This is a genomic window from Streptomyces sp. 796.1 (assembly GCF_047525675.1).
In the GTDB taxonomy this organism is placed as follows: Bacteria; Actinomycetota; Actinomycetes; order Streptomycetales; family Streptomycetaceae; genus Streptomyces.
Genome location: NZ_JBLIWA010000003.1, coordinates 274,826 through 291,866 on the forward strand (window position 1 = coordinate 274,826; position 17,041 = coordinate 291,866).

12 protein-coding genes and 1 riboswitch are annotated in these 17,041 nt (G+C 76.8%); of the genes, 6 read left to right on the plus strand and 6 right to left on the minus strand.

Going from position 1 to position 17,041, the window contains the following annotated elements; all coding sequences use genetic code 11:
* Positions 1-388 precede the first annotated feature (388 nt).
* Positions 389-844, plus strand: a complete 456-nt coding sequence (locus ACMA1D_RS03905; protein WP_414722430.1) for a GNAT family N-acetyltransferase — start codon at positions 389-391, stop codon at positions 842-844.
* Between the two features lie 180 nt (positions 845-1,024).
* On the opposite strand, the gene ACMA1D_RS03910 is transcribed toward ACMA1D_RS03905, so the two are convergent.
* The 6 genes from ACMA1D_RS03910 to ACMA1D_RS03935 form a co-directional block, all read right to left on the minus strand.
* Positions 1,025-1,966, minus strand: coding sequence for an ECF transporter S component (locus tag ACMA1D_RS03910; RefSeq protein WP_414722431.1), 942 nt, complete (start codon positions 1,964-1,966; stop codon positions 1,025-1,027).
* Positions 1,963-3,732 (minus strand): ABC transporter ATP-binding protein, encoded by a 1,770-nt coding sequence (locus ACMA1D_RS03915; protein WP_414722432.1) that lies wholly within the window; start codon positions 3,730-3,732, stop codon positions 1,963-1,965. Before ACMA1D_RS03915 ends, ACMA1D_RS03910 begins: the two co-directional genes overlap by 4 nt.
* The gene (locus tag ACMA1D_RS03920; protein ID WP_414722433.1) at positions 3,729-5,027 is read right to left on the minus strand and encodes a CbiQ family ECF transporter T component; all 1,299 of its coding nucleotides are present in this window, start codon (positions 5,025-5,027) and stop codon (positions 3,729-3,731) included. The genes ACMA1D_RS03915 and ACMA1D_RS03920 overlap by 4 nt, the downstream gene beginning before the upstream one ends.
* A gap of 16 nt (positions 5,028-5,043) precedes the next feature.
* Positions 5,044-5,847 (minus strand): SCO2322 family protein, encoded by an 804-nt coding sequence (locus tag ACMA1D_RS03925; protein WP_414722434.1) that lies wholly within the window; start codon positions 5,845-5,847, stop codon positions 5,044-5,046.
* The gene (locus ACMA1D_RS03930; protein WP_414722435.1) at positions 5,847-7,208 is read right to left on the minus strand and encodes a prenyltransferase/squalene oxidase repeat-containing protein; all 1,362 of its coding nucleotides are present in this window, start codon (positions 7,206-7,208) and stop codon (positions 5,847-5,849) included. The genes ACMA1D_RS03925 and ACMA1D_RS03930 overlap by 1 nt, the downstream gene beginning before the upstream one ends.
* Before the next feature lie 198 nt (positions 7,209-7,406).
* Positions 7,407-7,486, minus strand: a riboswitch (cobalamin riboswitch).
* Between the two features lie 183 nt (positions 7,487-7,669).
* Positions 7,670-8,047, minus strand: coding sequence for an SH3 domain-containing protein (locus tag ACMA1D_RS03935; protein ID WP_414722436.1), 378 nt, complete (start codon positions 8,045-8,047; stop codon positions 7,670-7,672).
* Positions 8,048-8,775: 728 nt separating this feature from the next.
* On the opposite strand from ACMA1D_RS03935, the gene ACMA1D_RS03940 reads away from it, so the two are divergent.
* The 5 genes from ACMA1D_RS03940 (at position 8,776) to ACMA1D_RS03960 (ending at position 16,927) form a co-directional block, all read left to right on the plus strand.
* Positions 8,776-9,009: a ferredoxin gene (locus ACMA1D_RS03940; RefSeq protein WP_414722437.1), complete on the plus strand. Its 234-nt coding sequence runs from the start codon at positions 8,776-8,778 to the stop codon at positions 9,007-9,009.
* A 377-nt stretch (positions 9,010-9,386) separates the two neighbouring features.
* On the plus strand, positions 9,387-12,440 hold the full coding sequence (lanKC, locus tag ACMA1D_RS03945; protein WP_414722438.1) for a class III lanthionine synthetase LanKC: 3,054 nt from the start codon (positions 9,387-9,389) through the stop codon (positions 12,438-12,440).
* Between the two features lie 77 nt (positions 12,441-12,517).
* Positions 12,518-12,640, plus strand: coding sequence for a SapB/AmfS family lanthipeptide (locus tag ACMA1D_RS03950; protein ID WP_349996251.1), 123 nt, complete (start codon positions 12,518-12,520; stop codon positions 12,638-12,640).
* Positions 12,641-12,792: 152 nt separating this feature from the next.
* Positions 12,793-14,772, plus strand: coding sequence for an ABC transporter ATP-binding protein (locus ACMA1D_RS03955; RefSeq protein ID WP_414722439.1), 1,980 nt, complete (start codon positions 12,793-12,795; stop codon positions 14,770-14,772).
* Complete coding sequence (locus tag ACMA1D_RS03960; protein ID WP_414722440.1) at positions 14,765-16,927, plus strand: ATP-binding cassette domain-containing protein; 2,163 nt, start codon at positions 14,765-14,767, stop codon at positions 16,925-16,927. The genes ACMA1D_RS03955 and ACMA1D_RS03960 overlap by 8 nt, the downstream gene beginning before the upstream one ends.
* Positions 16,928-17,041: the final 114 nt, after the last annotated feature.

Consider the following 17,041-nt stretch of genomic DNA (forward strand, 5'->3'; position numbering starts at 1 on the left):
CCCCCCCCCCCCCCCACTTTCACCTCGATGGCCCCATCGGCGCCACCCCGCGCGGTGCCGGCCGGGGCTGGCGGGACGCTCGCCAGCGCGGGCCCGGGGAGGAGCGGCCGGGGCGTGCGCGGCCGTGCTGCTCTCCCTCGCACCCGTCCGGGCCGCACCCAGTTGCCGGCCCGCTGCCCCGCCGCCGCCCGCCGCGGGGCACGTACCCGGTGGTCCGCGGGCCGCGGCAGCCCGCCCACCCCCGGTGCGAGGCCGGTCCCCGCTCGGCATACGCTGCGAGTCGATCGAGGCATTGCCTTGCCGGTGTTGCGCCCCCGACCGCGGGGCCACCGGTCTCCCGTCGGCCGGCGGGAGGCCCGGGTGGGCCGGGACGAGCGGGAGTGGGGCCATGCGGGTGAGCGACATCAGGATCGAACGCGCCACGGCGAGTGACGCCAGACGGCTGACGAGGCTGGTGCGACGGTCCGGCGCGTACCGGGGGGAGTACGCGGCCATGGTCGAGGGCTACCGGGTGGGCGCCGACTACATCGCGGCGCACCGGGTCTTCGTCGCCGTGGACGGTACGGACCGGCTGCTCGGTTTCTACGCCCTGGTCCTGGACCCGCCCGAGCTCGACCTGATGTTCGTGGCCGACGGGGCGCAGGGCCTCGGCATCGGCCGCCGGCTGGCCGAGCACATGAAGGCGGAGGCCAGGTCGTACGGCCTGACCAGCGTCCAGGTCGTCGCGCACCCGCCGGCCGAGGGCTTCTACCGCAGCGTCGGCGCCCGCCGCACCGGCACTCGCCGCGCCAACCCACCGGCCGTCCGCTGGGACCGGCCGGAACTCTCCTTCGACCTGGACTGATGCGGTGGGGGCTGGCGCGTTCGCCCCGGCTGACCCGTTCGCCGCAGGGCTGGCGCGTTCGCCGCAGGGCTGGCGCGTTCGCATCGGGCCGGCGGTTGCCCGGCGGCCCGGGCCGAGAACCGCGCCTGGTGCCCCGCCCGGCCGGCCCCGCACCCGAAGCTGCCCCGCCCGGGCGACCCGCTACGGCGCCGGCTCGTGCGGCTGGAAGGCCACCGGTGCGTCAAAGGCGGCGCGCCGGGTGGCGCGGCGCAGGGCCGCCAGGACGGTGCCGCCCAGGGTGAGGACCAGGACGACCGTGAGGACGGCGCGCGGCAGGTCCCAGCCGAGCGAGGTGGCCAGGTGGTACGCGAGGAAGCGGGACAGGTTCTCGGGCAGCGGGTCGCCCGGCACGAAGGAGATGCTGGAGCCGAGGCCGCCGATGTACGGCCAGCCCTGGAGGTTCATCACCAGCCCGTACAGCGCGGAGGCCACCGCCCCGTAGCCGGCCAGCAGCCACAGTTCGGCCCGGCCGCGCAGCCGGTGCGGGCCCGGCAGCAGCCCGGCGCCCATCGTGACCCAGCCCATCGACAGCATCTGGAACGGCATCCACGGGCCGACGCCGCCGGTCAGCAGCGCCGAGGCGAACATGGCCACCGCACCGAGCACGAACCCGAAGCCGGGCCCGAGCACCCGGCCCGAGAGCACCATCAGGAAGAACATCGGCTCGATGCCCGCGGTGCCGGCGCCCAGCGGGCGCAGCGCGGCGCCGGCCGCGGCCAGCACCCCGAGCATCGCGATCGCCTTGGCGTCCATGCCGGTGTCGGCGATCGTGGCCACCACCACGGCCAGCAGCAGCGGCAGCAGCGCGGCGAACAGCCACGGCGCGTCCCGCGAGTGGGCGAGCCCGGACTCGGAGTCGGCCAGCAGCGGCCAGCCGAACGCGGCCACCCCGACCGCACTGACCAGCACCAGCGCGGCCACCGAACGGGGCCCGAGCCGGATCGGCCGCGCTTGCCGCTGGACGGCTCGGGGCCGCTCCGGTGCCCCCGGCCGCTCGGACCGGTCAGCCGCGCCGTTGGCGTCGTCCCCGTCGCCGCGCCCCTGGGGGCCATCGCCCGCAGCCGTCCCGTACCGCCCCGTCATGCGGGGTCCCCCAGGGCGTGCGCCACCTGCGGGACGGTCAGCCAGGGGAGTGGGGCGAGGACCTTGGCGACCTGGGGGGCGAAGGCCGGGGAGGAGACGACGACCTCGGCGGTCGGGCCGTCGGCCACCACTTCGCCGTCGGCGAGGATCACCACTCGGTGCGCCAGTTCGGCCGCCAGCTCCACATCGTGCGTGGCCAGCACGATCGCGTGGCCGTCGGCCGCCAGCGCGCGGAGCACCCGTACCAGGCGGGCCTTGGCCGCGTAGTCCAGGCCGCGGGTCGGCTCGTCGAGCAGGATCAGCGGCGGGCCCGCGGTGAGGATCACGGCCAGGGCGAGCGCGAGCCGCTGCCCCTCGGACAGGTCGCGCGGATGGGTCTGGTCGGCGACGCCCGGCAGCAGCTCGCCCACCAGGGCCCGACAGGTGCCGGGCGGGGCGCCCGCGTCCTGGTCGGCGGCCGTGCACTCGGCCCCTACCGTGTCCGCGTACAGCAGGTCGCGCGGCTCCTGCGGCACCAGGCCCACCCGGCGCAGCAGTTCGGCCGGTCGGGTGCGGTGCGGCACCGCGTCGCCGACGCGTACCGTGCCGGCCGCCGGCTCGTGCAGGCCCACGAACGCCGACAGCAGCGTGGACTTGCCGGCCCCGTTGCGGCCCATCAGCGCCACCGTCTCGCCCGGCCGCACGGCCAGGTCGACCCCGCGCAGCGCGTCGACCCGGCCCCGGCGCACGGACAGGCCAGCGGCCCGACCGACGGGCTCGGCCCCGGACTCCGGCGGTACGAGGGACCCGGGCGCGGGCGGTACGAGCGGCCCGGGTGCGGGCGGTACGGGTGCGCCGCCCGGGTGCGGTGCGTGCGCCTCGGCCGCTCCGTCAGCCGCCCCGCGGGCCGCCCCGCCGGCACTGCCGCCGGCCGTTGCACCGGGCGCCCGGCCCGTGCCCCCGCCCCCGCCCCCGGTCAGCCGTTCGCGCAGCGGCCCCGCCTTGCGGCGCGCGTCGCGGACCGAGAGCGGCAGCGGTGACCAGCCGGCCAGCCGCCCCAACCCCACCACCGGCGGGTACACCGGCGACACCGCCATCACCTCGGCCGGCTCGCCCACCACCGGCGCCGCCCCCGGCTCGGGCAGCAGCACGACCTGGTCCGCGTACTGCACCACTCGTTCCAGCCGGTGTTCGGCCAGCAGCACGGTGGTGCCCAGGTCGTGCACCAGGCGTTGCAGCACGGCCAGCACCTCTTCGGCGGCGGCCGGGTCGAGCGCGGACGTCGGCTCGTCCAGGACCAGCACCCGCGGGTGCGCGGTGAGCACCGAACCGATGGCCACCCGCTGCTGCTGGCCGCCGGACAGTTCGGCGATCGGCCGGTCCCGCAGCGGCGCCAGGCCCAACAGGTCGAGCGTCTCCTCCACCCGGCGGCGCATCGTCTCCGGCGGCAGGCCCAGCGACTCCATGCCGTAGGCGAGCTCGTCCTCGACGGTGTCGGTGACGAAGTGGGCCAGCGGGTCCTGGCCCACGGTGCCCACCACGTCGGCGAGTTCCCGCGGCCGGTGGGTGCGGGTGTCGCGGCCGGCCACGGTCACGGTGCCGTGCAGGGTGCCGCCGCTGAAGTGCGGCACCAGGCCCGACACGGCGCCGAGCAGGGTGGACTTGCCGACCCCGGACGGGCCGACGAGCAGGCACAGTTCGCCCTCGGCGACGGTCAGGTCCACGCCGTGCAGGGCGGGTGCGGCGGCGCCGTCGTACTGGACGGACACCCGGTCGAAGCGGATCACCGCTCGGTCTCCTTCGGTGCGGGCAGCGGGCCGTGCGACGCGCCCCGGGGGACGGGGCGCCGACCGGCGCGGTGCGGGGGCTCGGCTGCGGGTTCGGCCGCGTTCCGGCGCGGCCCGGCGTCCGCCCGGTCGGGTGGCGCCGGCGCGACCCACGCGGGCACCAGCCCGACCAGCACCGAGAGCGCCGGCCACAGCGGCAGCGTGGGCGCGGTCAGCGGCACGGCGGGCGGGTGCAGGGCGCCCGGCGCGTACGAGGCGGCCCAGATGGTGAGCCCGGCGACCGCGACGCCCGACCCGGCGACCAGCCAGGCGCGCCCGCCCCACCGGTCGGGCCGGTATCGGGTGCGGGCCGAGCGGCGTCCGCCGAGCCACAGGCCGCCGAGCGCGGCGAGCACCCCACCGATCAGCAGCGGCAGCGCGTAGCCGGCCCCGTCGGCGGCGAGCAGCCCGTACGTGCCGGCGCAGACGCCCAGCAGGCCGCCGACGCTCAGCACCGTGGTGGTGTGCCGCACGGCCGGCGGGACCTGCGCGGTGCGCCCGTACCCGCGCGCGTCCATCGCCGCCGCCAGCGCCACCGAGCGCTCCAACGCGCCCTCCAGGACGGGCAGGCCGACCTGGAGGAGCGCCCGCAGTCCGCGGTCGGACCGGCCGCGCAGCCGGCGGGCGGCGCGCAGCCGCTGCACGTCGGCGACCAGGTGCGGGGCGAACGTCATCGCCACCACGACCGCAACCCCCGCCTCGTACAGCGCCCCCGGCAGCGACTTCAGCAGCCGGGCCGGGTTGGCCAGCGCGTTGGCGGCGCCCACGCAGATCAGCAGGGCGGCCAGCTTCAACCCGTCGTACAGCGCGAACACCAGCCCCTCGGCCGTCACCCGCCCGCCGACCCGTACCCCCTTGGCCCACTCCGGCAGCGGCACTTCAGGGAGCGTGAACAGGGTGCGGGTGCCGGGGATCGGTGAGCCGAGGAAGACCGCGAAGACCAGCCGGATGCCGATCACCACCAGCGCGATCTTGACGAAGGCGCCGTACGAACGGGCCCACGGCGCCTGGCTGCGGCGCACCGCCACCACATAGCCGGCGACCGCCACCAACAGGCCGAGCAGCAGCGGATTGGTGGTGCGGGAGGCGGCGACGGCGAGCCCGAGCGCCCACACCCACCAGGCGCCCGCGTGCAGCGCGCCGGCCCGGGAGGCGACGGGTGCGCGGACCGCCCGCCAGGCCGACCGCCGGCGCGGGCCAGCGCCTGCGGTCGGACGGCGGGCAGCGCGCGGCGCCGGCCGGTCTTCGGTGCTCACGATCGGTCCCCGGGGCTCATCCGCGCCGGCGGCGCGCCTGCCACAGCGCGGCGGCGGCCAGCGCGAGGACGGCGATGCCACCGCCGATGAGCCCGGCGGACGGGCCGCCGCCGTCCCCGTCGCCCCCGCCGGCGGAGTCGCTGGAGGCGTCGCCGGCGTCCGACGGGCGGTCCGACGCGGCCTGGCCGTCGCCGTTGCCGTCGCCGCGCACCTGCTCGCCGCAGCCGGACTTCGGGTAGCCGGCGATCGCGCACAGCAGCGCCGAACTGTCGTACCGCAGCGGCTTCGCCACCCGCGCCAACGCGTCCGCAGCGGTGCCGTCGCCGGCGATGCGGGCACAGGCGGTACGGGGCCGCGGCGGGCGCTCGCCGACCGGGGCGTCCTGGGCGGTGCCGAAGTCAAGGACCACCGCGACCCGCTTGCCGTCGCCCCCGGCCGGCTCGTCGGCGCAGATCGTGGCGAAGTCGGCGGCGCCCCGCGGCCGTACCGCGTCCCTGGCGTCGCGGCTGACCGCGAAGCGGAAGCCGACGGTGTCCCCGTCGCCGGGCCTGGCGGTGGCCGGGCCCTCGGTCGCGTACGTCCAGTCGGCGCCGTCCCGCTGCCAGAACGACCAGTAGCGATAGCCGTCGGCTGCGGCCGGGGCAGCGGCCCACAGGCCGAGCAGGGCGGGGGCGAGCACGGTGGTGAGCAGCAGGCCGAGGAGTCGGACGCGCGAGGTCCGTACGCGCCCGGGCCGCTGGCGCCCCGGCCGGCGGGTCGACGGCACCGCCTCGCGGGCGCCCGCACCGCCGCCGGCCGCCCGCGCACGCTCGACGGGCATCAGAGCTGCTGCTTCTTACGGCCGCTCAGCAGGAAGCCGATGCCGACGCCGGCGACCAGGCCGACGCCCACGACCCACCAGACGCCCATGCCGCCGCCGTCGTCCTTCTCGTCCTTGTCATCCTTCTCGTCCTTGGCGTCCTCGGCCGCGGAGGCGTCCGCAGGGGCCTCGCTCGGGGTGGGGCCGGTGGCGCCAAGCTGGTCGACCAGGTTGGCGCCGGCGAAGTCGCGCGGGTCGGCGCCGGCCGCGTGGGCGGCGAGCACCAGCTTGGCCAGCGCGCCCGGGTCGTCCTTGGCCCAGGCCAGCGCGCCGTTGCCGGAGCCCTGGAGCCAGCGGAGCGCGCCGGTGGCCGCCGCGTGGTGGTCGCCGGCCGCCAGCGCGATCACCGCGTCGGCGGTGCTGCCGAAGTCGGGCTGCGGCTTCGCGCCGGGCAGTGCGGACGTCAGGTGCTGGCCGTGCGCGGCGAGCGTGGTCGCCAGGTACGCGGCGGCGGCCTCGGCCGCGCCGTCGGGCGCCTCGTCCGGGCCGTCGTCGCCGCGCTGCTGCTCCTTCGCCGACTTCGCGCCGTCGCCGCAGGCCAGCACCTTGGGCGCGGCGTTGTCCGCGGCCTTGACCGGTTCCACGAGGAAGCCTTCGCCACGGGCGGCCAGCGCACCGTCGGCGGTGGCCAGCGCGTTCGGCGCGAGCTTGCCCGCCTTGTCCGGCTGGTAGCCGAACGCGCCCCGCTCGGCCTGCTTGGCGTCACAGGTGAGCTGGAAGCGCAGCAGCGCGTCGTACGGGTTCTTGCCGTCCTTCGACTTGACCTCGCCGGGCTCCTTGTCGGCGGCGGCGAACGCGCCGATGACCACGGCCGTGGAGTTGGGGTCGGTGGGCGAACCGGGGTTCATGCCCCAGCCGCCGTCCGCGTTCTGGTGCTTGGTCAGCCACTCCAGGCCCTTGGCGACCACGGTGCCGCGCCCCCCGACGGTGACCAGCGCCTGCACGGCCGCCCCGGTCGCGTCGCTGAACTCGCCCTTCTTCGGGTCGCACGGGCTCTTCACGTCCGCCCGGTAGGTGGCGAAGCCGCCGTCGGCGCACTGCTGGCCGGCCAGCCAGTCGATGGCCTCGGGGGCCGGGGTGACGCCCGCCGCGTTCTGCGCGAGGAAGGCGAGCGAGGTCCGCCACACCCCGTCGAACTTGGGGTCCTTCGTCCCGTACAGCCCCGTGTGCTTGCCGGCGGTGGGGGCCGGCGCGGACCCCGACTGCTGCGGGGCCGGCGACTCGTCGGCGCGCGCGGCGGGCGCTACCGCCGCGCCCAGGACGGCGGCGCAGGCCAGCGCCGTGGCGCCGCGGCGCACGGGGAGGGCGAAGGAGGGGGCCATGGTCGGTGCCTCTCGGTGGATAGCGCCGCGGTGTCGGTCACCACGGCGTCGGTCGCCGCGGGCACGCAGCCGCGCACGCCGCCCACCGCGCACGCGGCAGCACCGGGCTCAGCTCCGCAAACCACGACGGGTGCCGGCGACCGGACCTCGCCCGCACGGGGCGCGACCGGCTCCGGGAGCCTTGTCGCCTCGGGAACGGGTGGTCCGGCTCGCGCGGCGGCGCCGGGGTGCGCCGCGCTCACGGTTGCGGGTCAGCGCCGGCCTCGCACCGGCTTTCCCCGCCCCGGGGCAGGATGCAGTTGTCCGCGACAGCTTATCCGCCGCCCGCGCGACCCCCGCGGCCCGCTCCCCGGCCGTTTCCCGCCCGTGACCAGGGGCACCGCACCAGCGCGTCGGCCCCCACCGTCCTGGGGGACGGTGAAGGCCGACGGCTCATCGCTCCGGCCGGGCCGGGCGTCGGGTCAGCACCAGTGCGGGGCCTTGCCGATGTTCTCGATGTAACGCGCGGCGCCCCAGGCCCACTTGCCGGTGTCCAGCAGGTACCAGCGCGGGTTGCCGTCGATGTTCTGGCCGTTCACCTTGCACACGATGTTGACGATCGTGCCGTACGGCAGCGCGCCCACGACCTTGTGCTTCTGGCTCGGGCCGGTCCGGACCAGCAGGCCCGTCTTCGCGATGACCCGGCCCTTGTAGTGCGCCCGGTCCTTGGCGACGCTCTGCGAGGCCTCCGGGGAGGTGGGGGTGGAGGTCGCCAGGGCCGGGGTGGCGGCGGTGGCGAGCGCGAGCGCGCCCGTCGCCGCGGTGAGGGCGAGTTTGCTGACGGTGGACTGCAAGAACATCTGTGTCTCCAGAGATGTGGGGAGCGCCACCCCGCGGTGGGGAGCGCCGGATCTTCGGGGAAGCGTGCGGTGAGTGGGGGCTGTGGCGCGGCCGGACGGTGCCGGCGATCACTCGCCGGCACCCCGGTGGGCACCCCAGCAGCAATAAGGACAGATCAGATGAAAATCTCCCTAACTGCCATCAAGCACGCTAAAGACGTCACGGAGACTTTGCAAGTCATCACGATGCGTAAAAATCCGCAGGTCGACGCCCCGGCCTCGGCCCCTGTCCGAGGGGCTTGCGCCGGATGGGGGTGGTCACTGGGCGGGTCGGGAGTGGCTGCCGGGCGGGGTGGCGGCCCGGGGTGTGGGGGGCGTGCGGAGCGAGGCTGAGGTTGGCGACCTGGGGCGTACGGGGCGGGGCGCGGGATGGCGTACGGGGCGGGGTGGGGGCTGGGGGCGGCGCGGTGTGGGACGGGGTCGCAGTCGTGCCGGTACGTGCGCACGGACGTGCGCGAGGTCGCGTGCGCTCGGTACGGAGCGGTGCGGGGCCGTACGGAGCCGCCTCGGGTGTTTCGGCGTGGCGGCGTGGTGGCGGCGACACGGCAGGGCGGGGGCGATGCCGCGGCGGGTGCGGCGGCGCGGCCAGCCGCCTTGCGGGGGGCGGGAGTTGGGGCGAAGGGCGGCGGGCCTATCGTGCGCGGGGACGGTCCACGTGCCCCCGGGGCACCTGCGGAAGGTGAGGTCGCATGGCAGAGCGTTGGCACATCGAGGTCGATCAGGGTGCGTGCATCGGATCGGGGCTGTGTGCGGGCAGCGTGCCGGAGGCGTTCCGGATGGGCGCGGGGCGCCGGGCCGAGCCCGTCGCGGCCGAGGCCGTCGCGTCCGACGGCGTGCTGGAGGCCGCCGAGAGCTGTCCCGTTGAGGCCATCGCGTTGCGCCTCGCCCCCGGCGGCGAACCCGTCTTCCCGCCCGCGGACTGACCGCGCCGGCCGGCCCCGGGCGCGCCCACCACCCCGCGCCCGGGGCCCCGCTCCCCACCGCCACCCGCGCCAAGTCGGCACCCGCCGCCGGGCTTTGAAGCGGCTCGCCACCGCGCTGAGAACCTCACCCGGCACCGCGCCGGGGGCCGGCGCTCGCCCCTCCCGCCACCGTGCCGAAGCCCCTCCCGGCACCGCTCCGCAGGCGCCCCGTCACACCGCTCCGCAGGCGCCACCCCGTACCGCTTCCGTACGGCGATTCCCCGCCCGCGGCACTAAGTTACTCATGCGTTCTGCATAGCCGTCTCGTGACGAATGTGACTGTCCGCAGCCCCGGGGTGGGTGCGACGCTCAAGTCATCGCCGCAGAGAGGGAGCGCTATGGACAAGCGGTACGAGGTCTATTGCCTGGCCGACAGGTTCTTCTACGAGACCCCGGATCGCTTCACCCGTGCGCAGGAGCAAACCCCCGAAGCGCAGGCGGCCGACGGGCAGCCGGAAGCGCTGCCGACGGCGCCGGACGCCGCGACGGAAGCCGGCACCGGAGCCGCAGCAGGAGTCGAAGCGGGAGCCGCAGCCGGCACCGACGGCGCCCCGCGCCCGCCGCGCCCCGCGCGCGGCACCCTCTTCGAGGCCGCGCAGCGCCCCGCCCCCGAGGGCTGGCGACGGCAGCTCGTCGGCGACTGGTTGCACTACCACCCGGTGGACGCGGCCGGGGCGCCGCGCGTCGAACGGCCCTTGCAGGGCTGGAAGATCCACGTCTCGGCCTGTCTGGACAACGCGGACAAGACCGCGGCCAAGGTCTGGGACTACTGCGTGGCCAAGGAGCTCCCGTTCAAGCTGATCCCCGGGCCGAGCGCACTCCACCTGCGGAACTCCAAGTACGCGGGCCGCGGCTCCAGCGGGAAGTTCTTCACCCTCTACCCGCTCGATGAGGCCGAACTGCACGCCACCCTCACCGCGTTGGGCGAACTCCTGGAGGGCGAGCCCGGCCCGTACGTCCTCAGCGACCTGCGCTGGGGGGAGGGCCCGCTGTACGTGCGGTACGGCGGTTTCGCCCCGCGGTACTGCGTGGACGACGCGGGCGCGCTGGTGCCGGCCATCGAGGACCCCACGACGGGGCAGTTGGTGCCGGACCGCCGCGACCCCGCCTTCCACACCCCGCCGTGGGTGCGGCTGCCGGAGTTCCTCGCCCCGCACCTCGCGGCGCGCAACGCGACGACCACGGCCGACCTGCCGTACCGCATCGAACGGGCGCTGCACTTCTCCAACGGCGGCGGGGTGTACGCGGGGACCGACACCCGCACCGGCGAGCAGGTGGTGCTCAAGGAGGCCAGGCCCTTCGCGGGGCTCGCCGCCGACGGGGCGGACGCCGTGCAGCGGCTCGAACGCGAGAAGACCGCCCTGGAGCGGCTGACCGGCCTCGGCGTGGCGCCCGGCGTGCGGGACTGGTTCGAACTCGGCGACCACCGCTTCCTGGTCATGGACTTCGTACCGGGCCGGCCGCTGAACTCCTTCTTCGCCCAGCGCCACCCACTGCTCGCGGCCGACCCCGACCCGGCGGCCGTCGCCGACTACACGGCCTGGGCGCTGCGGGTGCACGCGGCGGTGGAGGCGGCCGTGGCCGCCGTGCACGGCCGGGGCGTGGTCTTCAACGACCTGCACATGTTCAACATCATGGTCGCGCCCGACGACGAGACGGTGCGGCTCATCGACTTCGAGGCCGCCGCCCACATCGACGAGGGGCGGCGCCAGTCGCTGGCCCACCCCGGCTTCATGGCCCCGACCGACCGCCGCGGCTTCGCCGTCGACCACTACGCGCTCGCCTGTCTGCGGCTGGCCCTCTTCGTGCCGATGACCACGCTGTTCGTACTGGACCGCGGCAAGGCGGCGCACCTGGCCGAGATCATCGCCGACCGGTTCCCGGTCCCGGCAGCCTTCCTCGCGGAAGCGGTCGCGGTGATCGGGGGCACCGACGCCGAGGCGGCACCTTCCGCGGGAGCATCTGCCGAGGCGGCTTCCGGGGCCGCGCCTCCCGACGCCGTACGGCTCACCGTCGTACGGAGCGACGCCGTCGTACGAGACGACGCTGCCGTAGGTGGCGAAACCGCCGTACGGGGCGACGCCGTGCCGACCACGAACGCGCCGGCGGCCCCCGGCCCGGAGCGCCGCGGGTACCTGCCGGTCGAGCCGGCCGACTGGCCGCGCAGCCGGGACTCGATCGTGGCCGCGATGCTCGCCTCGGCCAGCCCCGACCGCGCCGACCGGCTCTTCCCCGGCGACGTCGCGCAGTTCGGCGACGGCGGTGGACTCGGCGTCGCCCACGGGGCGGCCGGCGTGCTCTACGCCATGGACCAGGTGGGCGCCGCCCGCTACCCCGACGGCGAACAGTGGCTCCTCACCCACACCGACCCGCCCCCGCCGGGCACCCCGCTCGGCTTCTACGACGGGCTGATGGGCGTCGCGTACGTACTGGACCGGCTCGGTCACCGCGACCGCGCGGTCGAACTCGCCGGCCGCGTCCTGGACGAGAACTGGCAACGCCTGGTGCCCGACCTGTACGGCGGCGTCGCCGGCGTCGGCCTCGCACTGGACGCGCTGGCCCGCTCCACCGGCGAGAGCACCCTGCACGACCGGGCGCTGGAAGCCGCCGAACTCCTCGCCAGGCAGTACGAGCCGACGCCGGACACGGCCGAGGCCGCGGACGGCGGCGGGCAGGCGGGCGCGGCCGGCCGCCCCCGCGGTCGCGCCGGGCTGCTCTACGGCGCGTCGGGCCCGGCCCTGCTCTTCCTGCGGCTGTACGAACACCGCGGCGACCCGGCCCTGTTGGACCTCGCGGAGCGCGCGCTGCGCCGGGACCTGGACCGGTGCGTGACCGACCGGCACGGCACCCTGGTCGTCGACGAACGCATCCGCACCATGCCCTACCTGGGCGCGGGCAGCGTGGGCATCGGCATGGTGCTCGACAGCTTCCTGGCGCACCGCGACGACGAACGGCTACGGCAGGCCAGGGACGCCATCGCGCCCGCGGCGCAGATGCGGTACTACGCACAGCCCGGGCTCTTCAACGGCCGCGCCGGCATGATCGTGCACCTCAGCCGCACCGCGGCCGGCGCCGCCCACGCTCCGTACGCCGAACAGGCCGCCGACCCGGCCCCCGGCGCGGCACGGCCCGACGGCGCCGCACCACAGCCCGCCGCGCCGCCCACCGGCCGTGCTCAACGCCCCTTCGGGCGTCAACTGGCTGACCAAATAGCCGAGTTGAGCTGGTACGCGATGCCGTACCGCGGGCAGCTCGCCTTCCCGGGCGACCAGATGATGCGCCTCTCCATGGACCTCGGCACCGGGGGAGCGGGGTGCCTGCTCGCGCTCGGCGCGGCGCTGCACCCCGAGCCCGCCGCACTGCCCTTCCTCCCGCCGCTCCGGCGGCCCTAGAGCCGGTCCCCCGTCGGGGGGCCGTATGCACAACCGTCACCACCGCCCTTCGGGCGGGCCTACGAAAGGAAGACACCATGTCGCTTCTCGACCTTCAGATGCTGGAGTCCGACGACGTCCTCTCCGGCCACGGCGGCGACGAGAGCACCGCGAGCCTGCTGCTCTGCGACAGCAACGTCAGCCTGCTCCTCTGCCTCTGAGCCACCGCGCCCCGCTGCACGGCGGGCGCTGCGCACGGATGGTGAACACCGAGGGTCGGCCGGTTCGCTAACGGTCGATCAGGACGCGGTCCCGGGCAGAGTGGCCCCTGCCCGGGACCGCCGTCCCACCCACCGCGAAGGAACCGCCGCACATGGCCTCCACCGCCGACCACCACCCCACCACCCCGGGCCCCACCCCCACCGCTGCCGCCACCTCCGTCTCTTCGTCCACTCCCGCCCCGGCCCCCGACGCCGCCCCGGCTACCGAATCCGCCCCGGCCGCGTCCGCCGAACCCGCGGCCGATCCGCAGACCGTACGGATCGCCGACCGGCTGCTGCGGGACGTGCTGCGGCACACCGCGGGCCGGTCCCTCGCGCTCGGCCTGGTGAGCACCCTCGCCGCCGGAGCCGGGCTCGCGCTGCCGGCCGCGGTCGGGCACACGGTCGACCTGCTGCTCGCCGACGGGGCGGGCGACGGGGGTGACGGGGGCGCCGCCACCGGGCGCTGGGTCGCCGGCTGTGTGGCCCTCACCGGGCTGCTGATCGTCCTGGACGCGCTGAGCGGACTGCTCACCGGCGCCACCAACGCCCGTGCCACCGCCTGGGTCCGGCGCCACACGCTGCGCCACGCACTCGCCGTGGGGGAGCGGCGCGACGGGCTCGCCCACGGCGACCTGGTGTCCCGGCTCGTCGGCAACGCCGTCCACACCGGCACCGCCCCGACCACGCTCGCCGCGACCCTCGCCGCCGTCCTCACGCCCCTCGGCGGACTCGTCGCCCTCGTCCTCATCGACCCGTGGCTGGCCCTCGCTTTCCTCGTCGGCCTGCCGGTCCTCGGCGTGCTCCTGCGCACGTTCGTACGGGACACCTCCGACAGCGTGGCCCGCTACCAGCGAGGCCAGGGGGAGATCGCCGGTCGACTGGTGGAGACGCTGCACGGGGCCCGTACGGTGGCCGCCGCCGGCACCGCCGCGCGCGAACGCGCCCGCATCCTGGCCGGTCTGCCCGAACTCGGCCGGCACGGCCACCGCATGTGGCGCGTCCAGGGCCGGGCGAGCGCGCAGGCCGCGGCCGTGCTCCCGCTGCTCCAGATCCTGGTCCTCGCGGTCGCCGGCGTCCGACTCGCCGCGGGCGGCCTCAGCGTCGGCAGCCTCCTCGCCGCCTCCCGCTACGCCGCCCTGGCCACCGGCATCGGCATGGTCGTGGGCCGCATCAACGCACTGGTCCGCAGCCGCGCCGCGGCCCGCAGGCTGGCCGAGGTCCTCCACCCCGCGCCGCCCGACTACGGCACCCGCACCCTCCCCCGTACCGACGCCGCCTCCCGCGCGCACGCGGGCGATGGCGCGGGACCGGACCGCCCCGGCACGTTGGAACTGTGCGGGGTCGGCGTCGCGCGCGGCGGCCGACAGGTCCTGCGCGGGGTCACGCTGCGCGTCCCCGGCGGGCGGGCGGTAGCCGTCGTCGGACGGTCCGGCTCGGGCAAGTCGCTGCTCGCCGCCGTCGCGGGACGGCTCACCGACCCGGACGAGGGACAGGTCCTGCTGGACGGCGTGCCCCTGCCCGAACTCAGCCACCCGGCGCTGCGCCGCGCGATCGGCTACGCCTTCCAGCGGCCGGCGCTGCTCGGCGACACCGTCGGCGGCACCATCGCCTTCGGCCCGGCCGCACCGTCGCCGGACGAGGTCGCCGCCGCGGCCCGCGCGGCCCGCGCGGACGACTTCATCCGGTTGCTGCCGGACGGGTACGCGACCCCGTGCGCGGACGCCCCGCTCTCCGGCGGCGAGGTCCAACGCCTCGGCCTGGCCAGGGCGTTCGCCCACCCGGGCCGGCTGCTCATCCTGGACGACGCGACCTCAAGCCTGGACATGGTCACCGAACGCCAGGTCGGCACGGCCCTGTTGGAACAGCGAAACCGCCGTACGTGCCTGATCGTCGCGCACCGCGCCAGCACCGCCGCCCGCGCCGACCTGGTGGCCTGGCTCGCCGACGGCACGCTCCGCGCCCTCGCCCCGCACCACGAACTGTGGCAACACGCCGACTACCGCGCGGCCTTCGACGCCGCGCCAGAGCCGGACCGGGCGTCCGCCGGGGCGCGCACCGACACCCGACCGGAGGGGGCAGCCGATGGCTGACGGGACGCGACCGGACCCGGACCGCACCCCGCCGCCCCGCCCCCGGGACACCGCGCCACCGGTAGGCGACCACGACGCGCCCGACGGCAGCAGTACGCGTACGGGCGCGGGGGCAGGGGCGAGGGGGAGCACGGGGGCCGGCACTTCCACCAGCGCTGCCACCAGCACCGGCACCAGCAGCAGCTGCACCTTCCGGCCGTACGCGGCGGGGGCGCGCTTCCTGGGGCGGCGGTGGCGGGTGCTCGGGCGGTTGGCTGGCTGGTCGGTGTTGGAGGCCGGGCAGACGTTCCTCACCGGCTATGCGCTGGCCCGCGCGTTGGACGACGGTTTCCTCGCGGGGGAGCGCGGCACCGGCCTCGGGTGGCTGGCGCTGGCCGCGCTCGCCGTCGTCGTCGGCGCGTACGGGACCGGGCGGGTCTACCGCGAGGTGGCCGCGCTCGTGGAGCCGCTGCGGGACGGGCTCGCGCGGCGGGTGGTCGACCGTGCGGTGCGGGACGCGGTGGGCGGGGGCGCTGGCGCCGGCGAGAGCGCCGCCGTCTCGCGCCTCACCCACCAGGTCGAGATCGCCAGGGAGACCTCCGCCGGGCTGGTCATGGTCGCCCGCTCGTTCGTGTTCGTCGCGGCCGGCGCACTGGTCGGCCTGTTCTCGCTGGCCCCGGTGCTGCTGCTGGTCGTACTGCCGCCGCTGCTGTTGGGGCTGGCGCTGTTCCTCGCCTCGCTGCGCCCGATGGCCCGTCGGCAGGAGACCTTCCTCGTCGCCGACGAGGCGATCGCGGCGGAACTCGGCCGGGCCGCCGCCGGACTGCGGGACATCACCGCGGCCGGAGCCGAGGAGAGGGTGGCGGCCGAGGCCGAGGTGCGGATCGCGGCCGAGGCCGCCGCCGCGTGCTCGCTGGCCAGGTGGGGGATGGTCAGGGAAGCGGCGCTCGGCATCGGCGGGCGGCTCCCGGTGGTCCTGCTGCTGATCGCCACGCCCTGGCTGCTGGACCGGGGCGTCACGGCGGGAGCGCTGGTCGGCGCCCTCACCTACCTCACCCAGTCGCTGCTGCCCGCGCTCCAGGCCCTCATCCAGGGCGTGGGCCTGAGCGGCTCCCGGCTGGCCGTCGTCATCCGCCGCCTCACGGACTCGGACTCGGACCCGGGCCCGAAGTCGCCAGCGGCCCCAGACCCCGCAGTCGCCCCGGCGGGGGGGGGCCCGGCCCCGCAGCAGGCGTCCCCGGTCGGCCATGAGGGTGCGGCTGGTGCCCGGCCGGAGGCCGCCCCGCGCCGGCCGGCGAGCAGCCCCGTGCGCCGGGGCGACCGCGGGGCCGTCGCGCTGCGGGGGGTCACCTTCGCGTACGGGGCGCACGCCGAGCCCGTCGTCCGCGGTCTCGACCTGGACGTGCCGGCCGGTGGTTGGCTCGCCGTGGTGGGGCCGAGTGGTATCGGCAAGTCGACATTGGCGGGGCTGATCGCCGGGCTGTTGGAGCCGCGCGCGGGTGAGGTGGAACTCAACGGCGTCCCGGTGGCCGGTCAGGGCCCCGCCGAACGGGCTGCCGCGCGGGTGCTGATCCCGCAGGAGGCGTACGTGTTCACCGGCACCGTCGCCGACAACCTCGGCTACCTGCGGGCCGGGCCCGTGCCCGAACCCGAACTGTGGGCGGCCGTCGCCGCGCTCGGGTTCGAACCGCTCGTGGACCGGCTCGGCGGACTCGCCGGCGAGGTGCGGCCGGCCGCGCTCTCGGCGGGCGAGCGGCAACAGGTCGCGCTGGCCCGCGCCTACCTCTCGCCGGCCCCGGTGGCCCTGCTCGACGAGGCCACCTGCCATCTGGACCCGGCCGCCGAGGCCCGTGCGGAGCAGGCGTTCGCGGACCGGCCCGGTGGCACGCTGATCGTGATCGCACACCGCATCAGCTCCGCCCGCCGGGCCGACCGGGTGCTGGTGATGGACGGACGGCACGCGGCGAGCGGCAGCCACCACGAACTCCTCGCCACCAGCCCCCTCTACCGCGACCTGGCCGGCGACTGGACCCCCTCGCACACCTCTGCCGCCCCGCCCTCTGGCCCTACCGCTCCGCTGTACGGCCCCGCCGCACCGCCAGCCGCCCGCGTGGCCGAGTCCCCCGTTCCCCCCGCCCCGGCCGGCACGGCCCCCACCGCCCCGGCGGCCGGCTGAGCCACATCGCGTACCCCTGCACCGCGCGCCGCGACTCCGCCCCGCCTCGCGCTGCCCCGCCCCGGGGGGGGGGGGGGGGGGGGGGGGGGGGGGGGGGGGGGGGGGGGGGGGGGG

Excerpts from the sequence above, each read along its gene's own strand:
- ACMA1D_RS03905 (WP_414722430.1), top strand. The coding sequence starts at position 389 with ATGCGGGTGAGCGACATCAGGATCGAACGCGCCACGGCGAGTGACGCC.
- ACMA1D_RS03935 (WP_414722436.1), bottom strand. The coding sequence starts at position 8,047 with ATGTTCTTGCAGTCCACCGTCAGCAAACTCGCCCTCACCGCGGCGACG.
- ACMA1D_RS03930 (WP_414722435.1), bottom strand. The coding sequence starts at position 7,208 with ATGGCCCCCTCCTTCGCCCTCCCCGTGCGCCGCGGCGCCACGGCGCTG.
- ACMA1D_RS03960 (WP_414722440.1), top strand. The coding sequence starts at position 14,765 with ATGGCTGACGGGACGCGACCGGACCCGGACCGCACCCCGCCGCCCCGC.
- ACMA1D_RS03925 (WP_414722434.1), bottom strand. The coding sequence starts at position 5,847 with ATGCCCGTCGAGCGTGCGCGGGCGGCCGGCGGCGGTGCGGGCGCCCGC.
- ACMA1D_RS03940 (WP_414722437.1), top strand. The coding sequence starts at position 8,776 with ATGGCAGAGCGTTGGCACATCGAGGTCGATCAGGGTGCGTGCATCGGA.
- lanKC (WP_414722438.1), top strand. The coding sequence starts at position 9,387 with ATGGACAAGCGGTACGAGGTCTATTGCCTGGCCGACAGGTTCTTCTAC.
- ACMA1D_RS03950 (WP_349996251.1), top strand. The coding sequence starts at position 12,518 with ATGTCGCTTCTCGACCTTCAGATGCTGGAGTCCGACGACGTCCTCTCC.
- ACMA1D_RS03910 (WP_414722431.1), bottom strand. The coding sequence starts at position 1,966 with ATGACGGGGCGGTACGGGACGGCTGCGGGCGATGGCCCCCAGGGGCGC.
- ACMA1D_RS03955 (WP_414722439.1), top strand. The coding sequence starts at position 12,793 with ATGGCCTCCACCGCCGACCACCACCCCACCACCCCGGGCCCCACCCCC.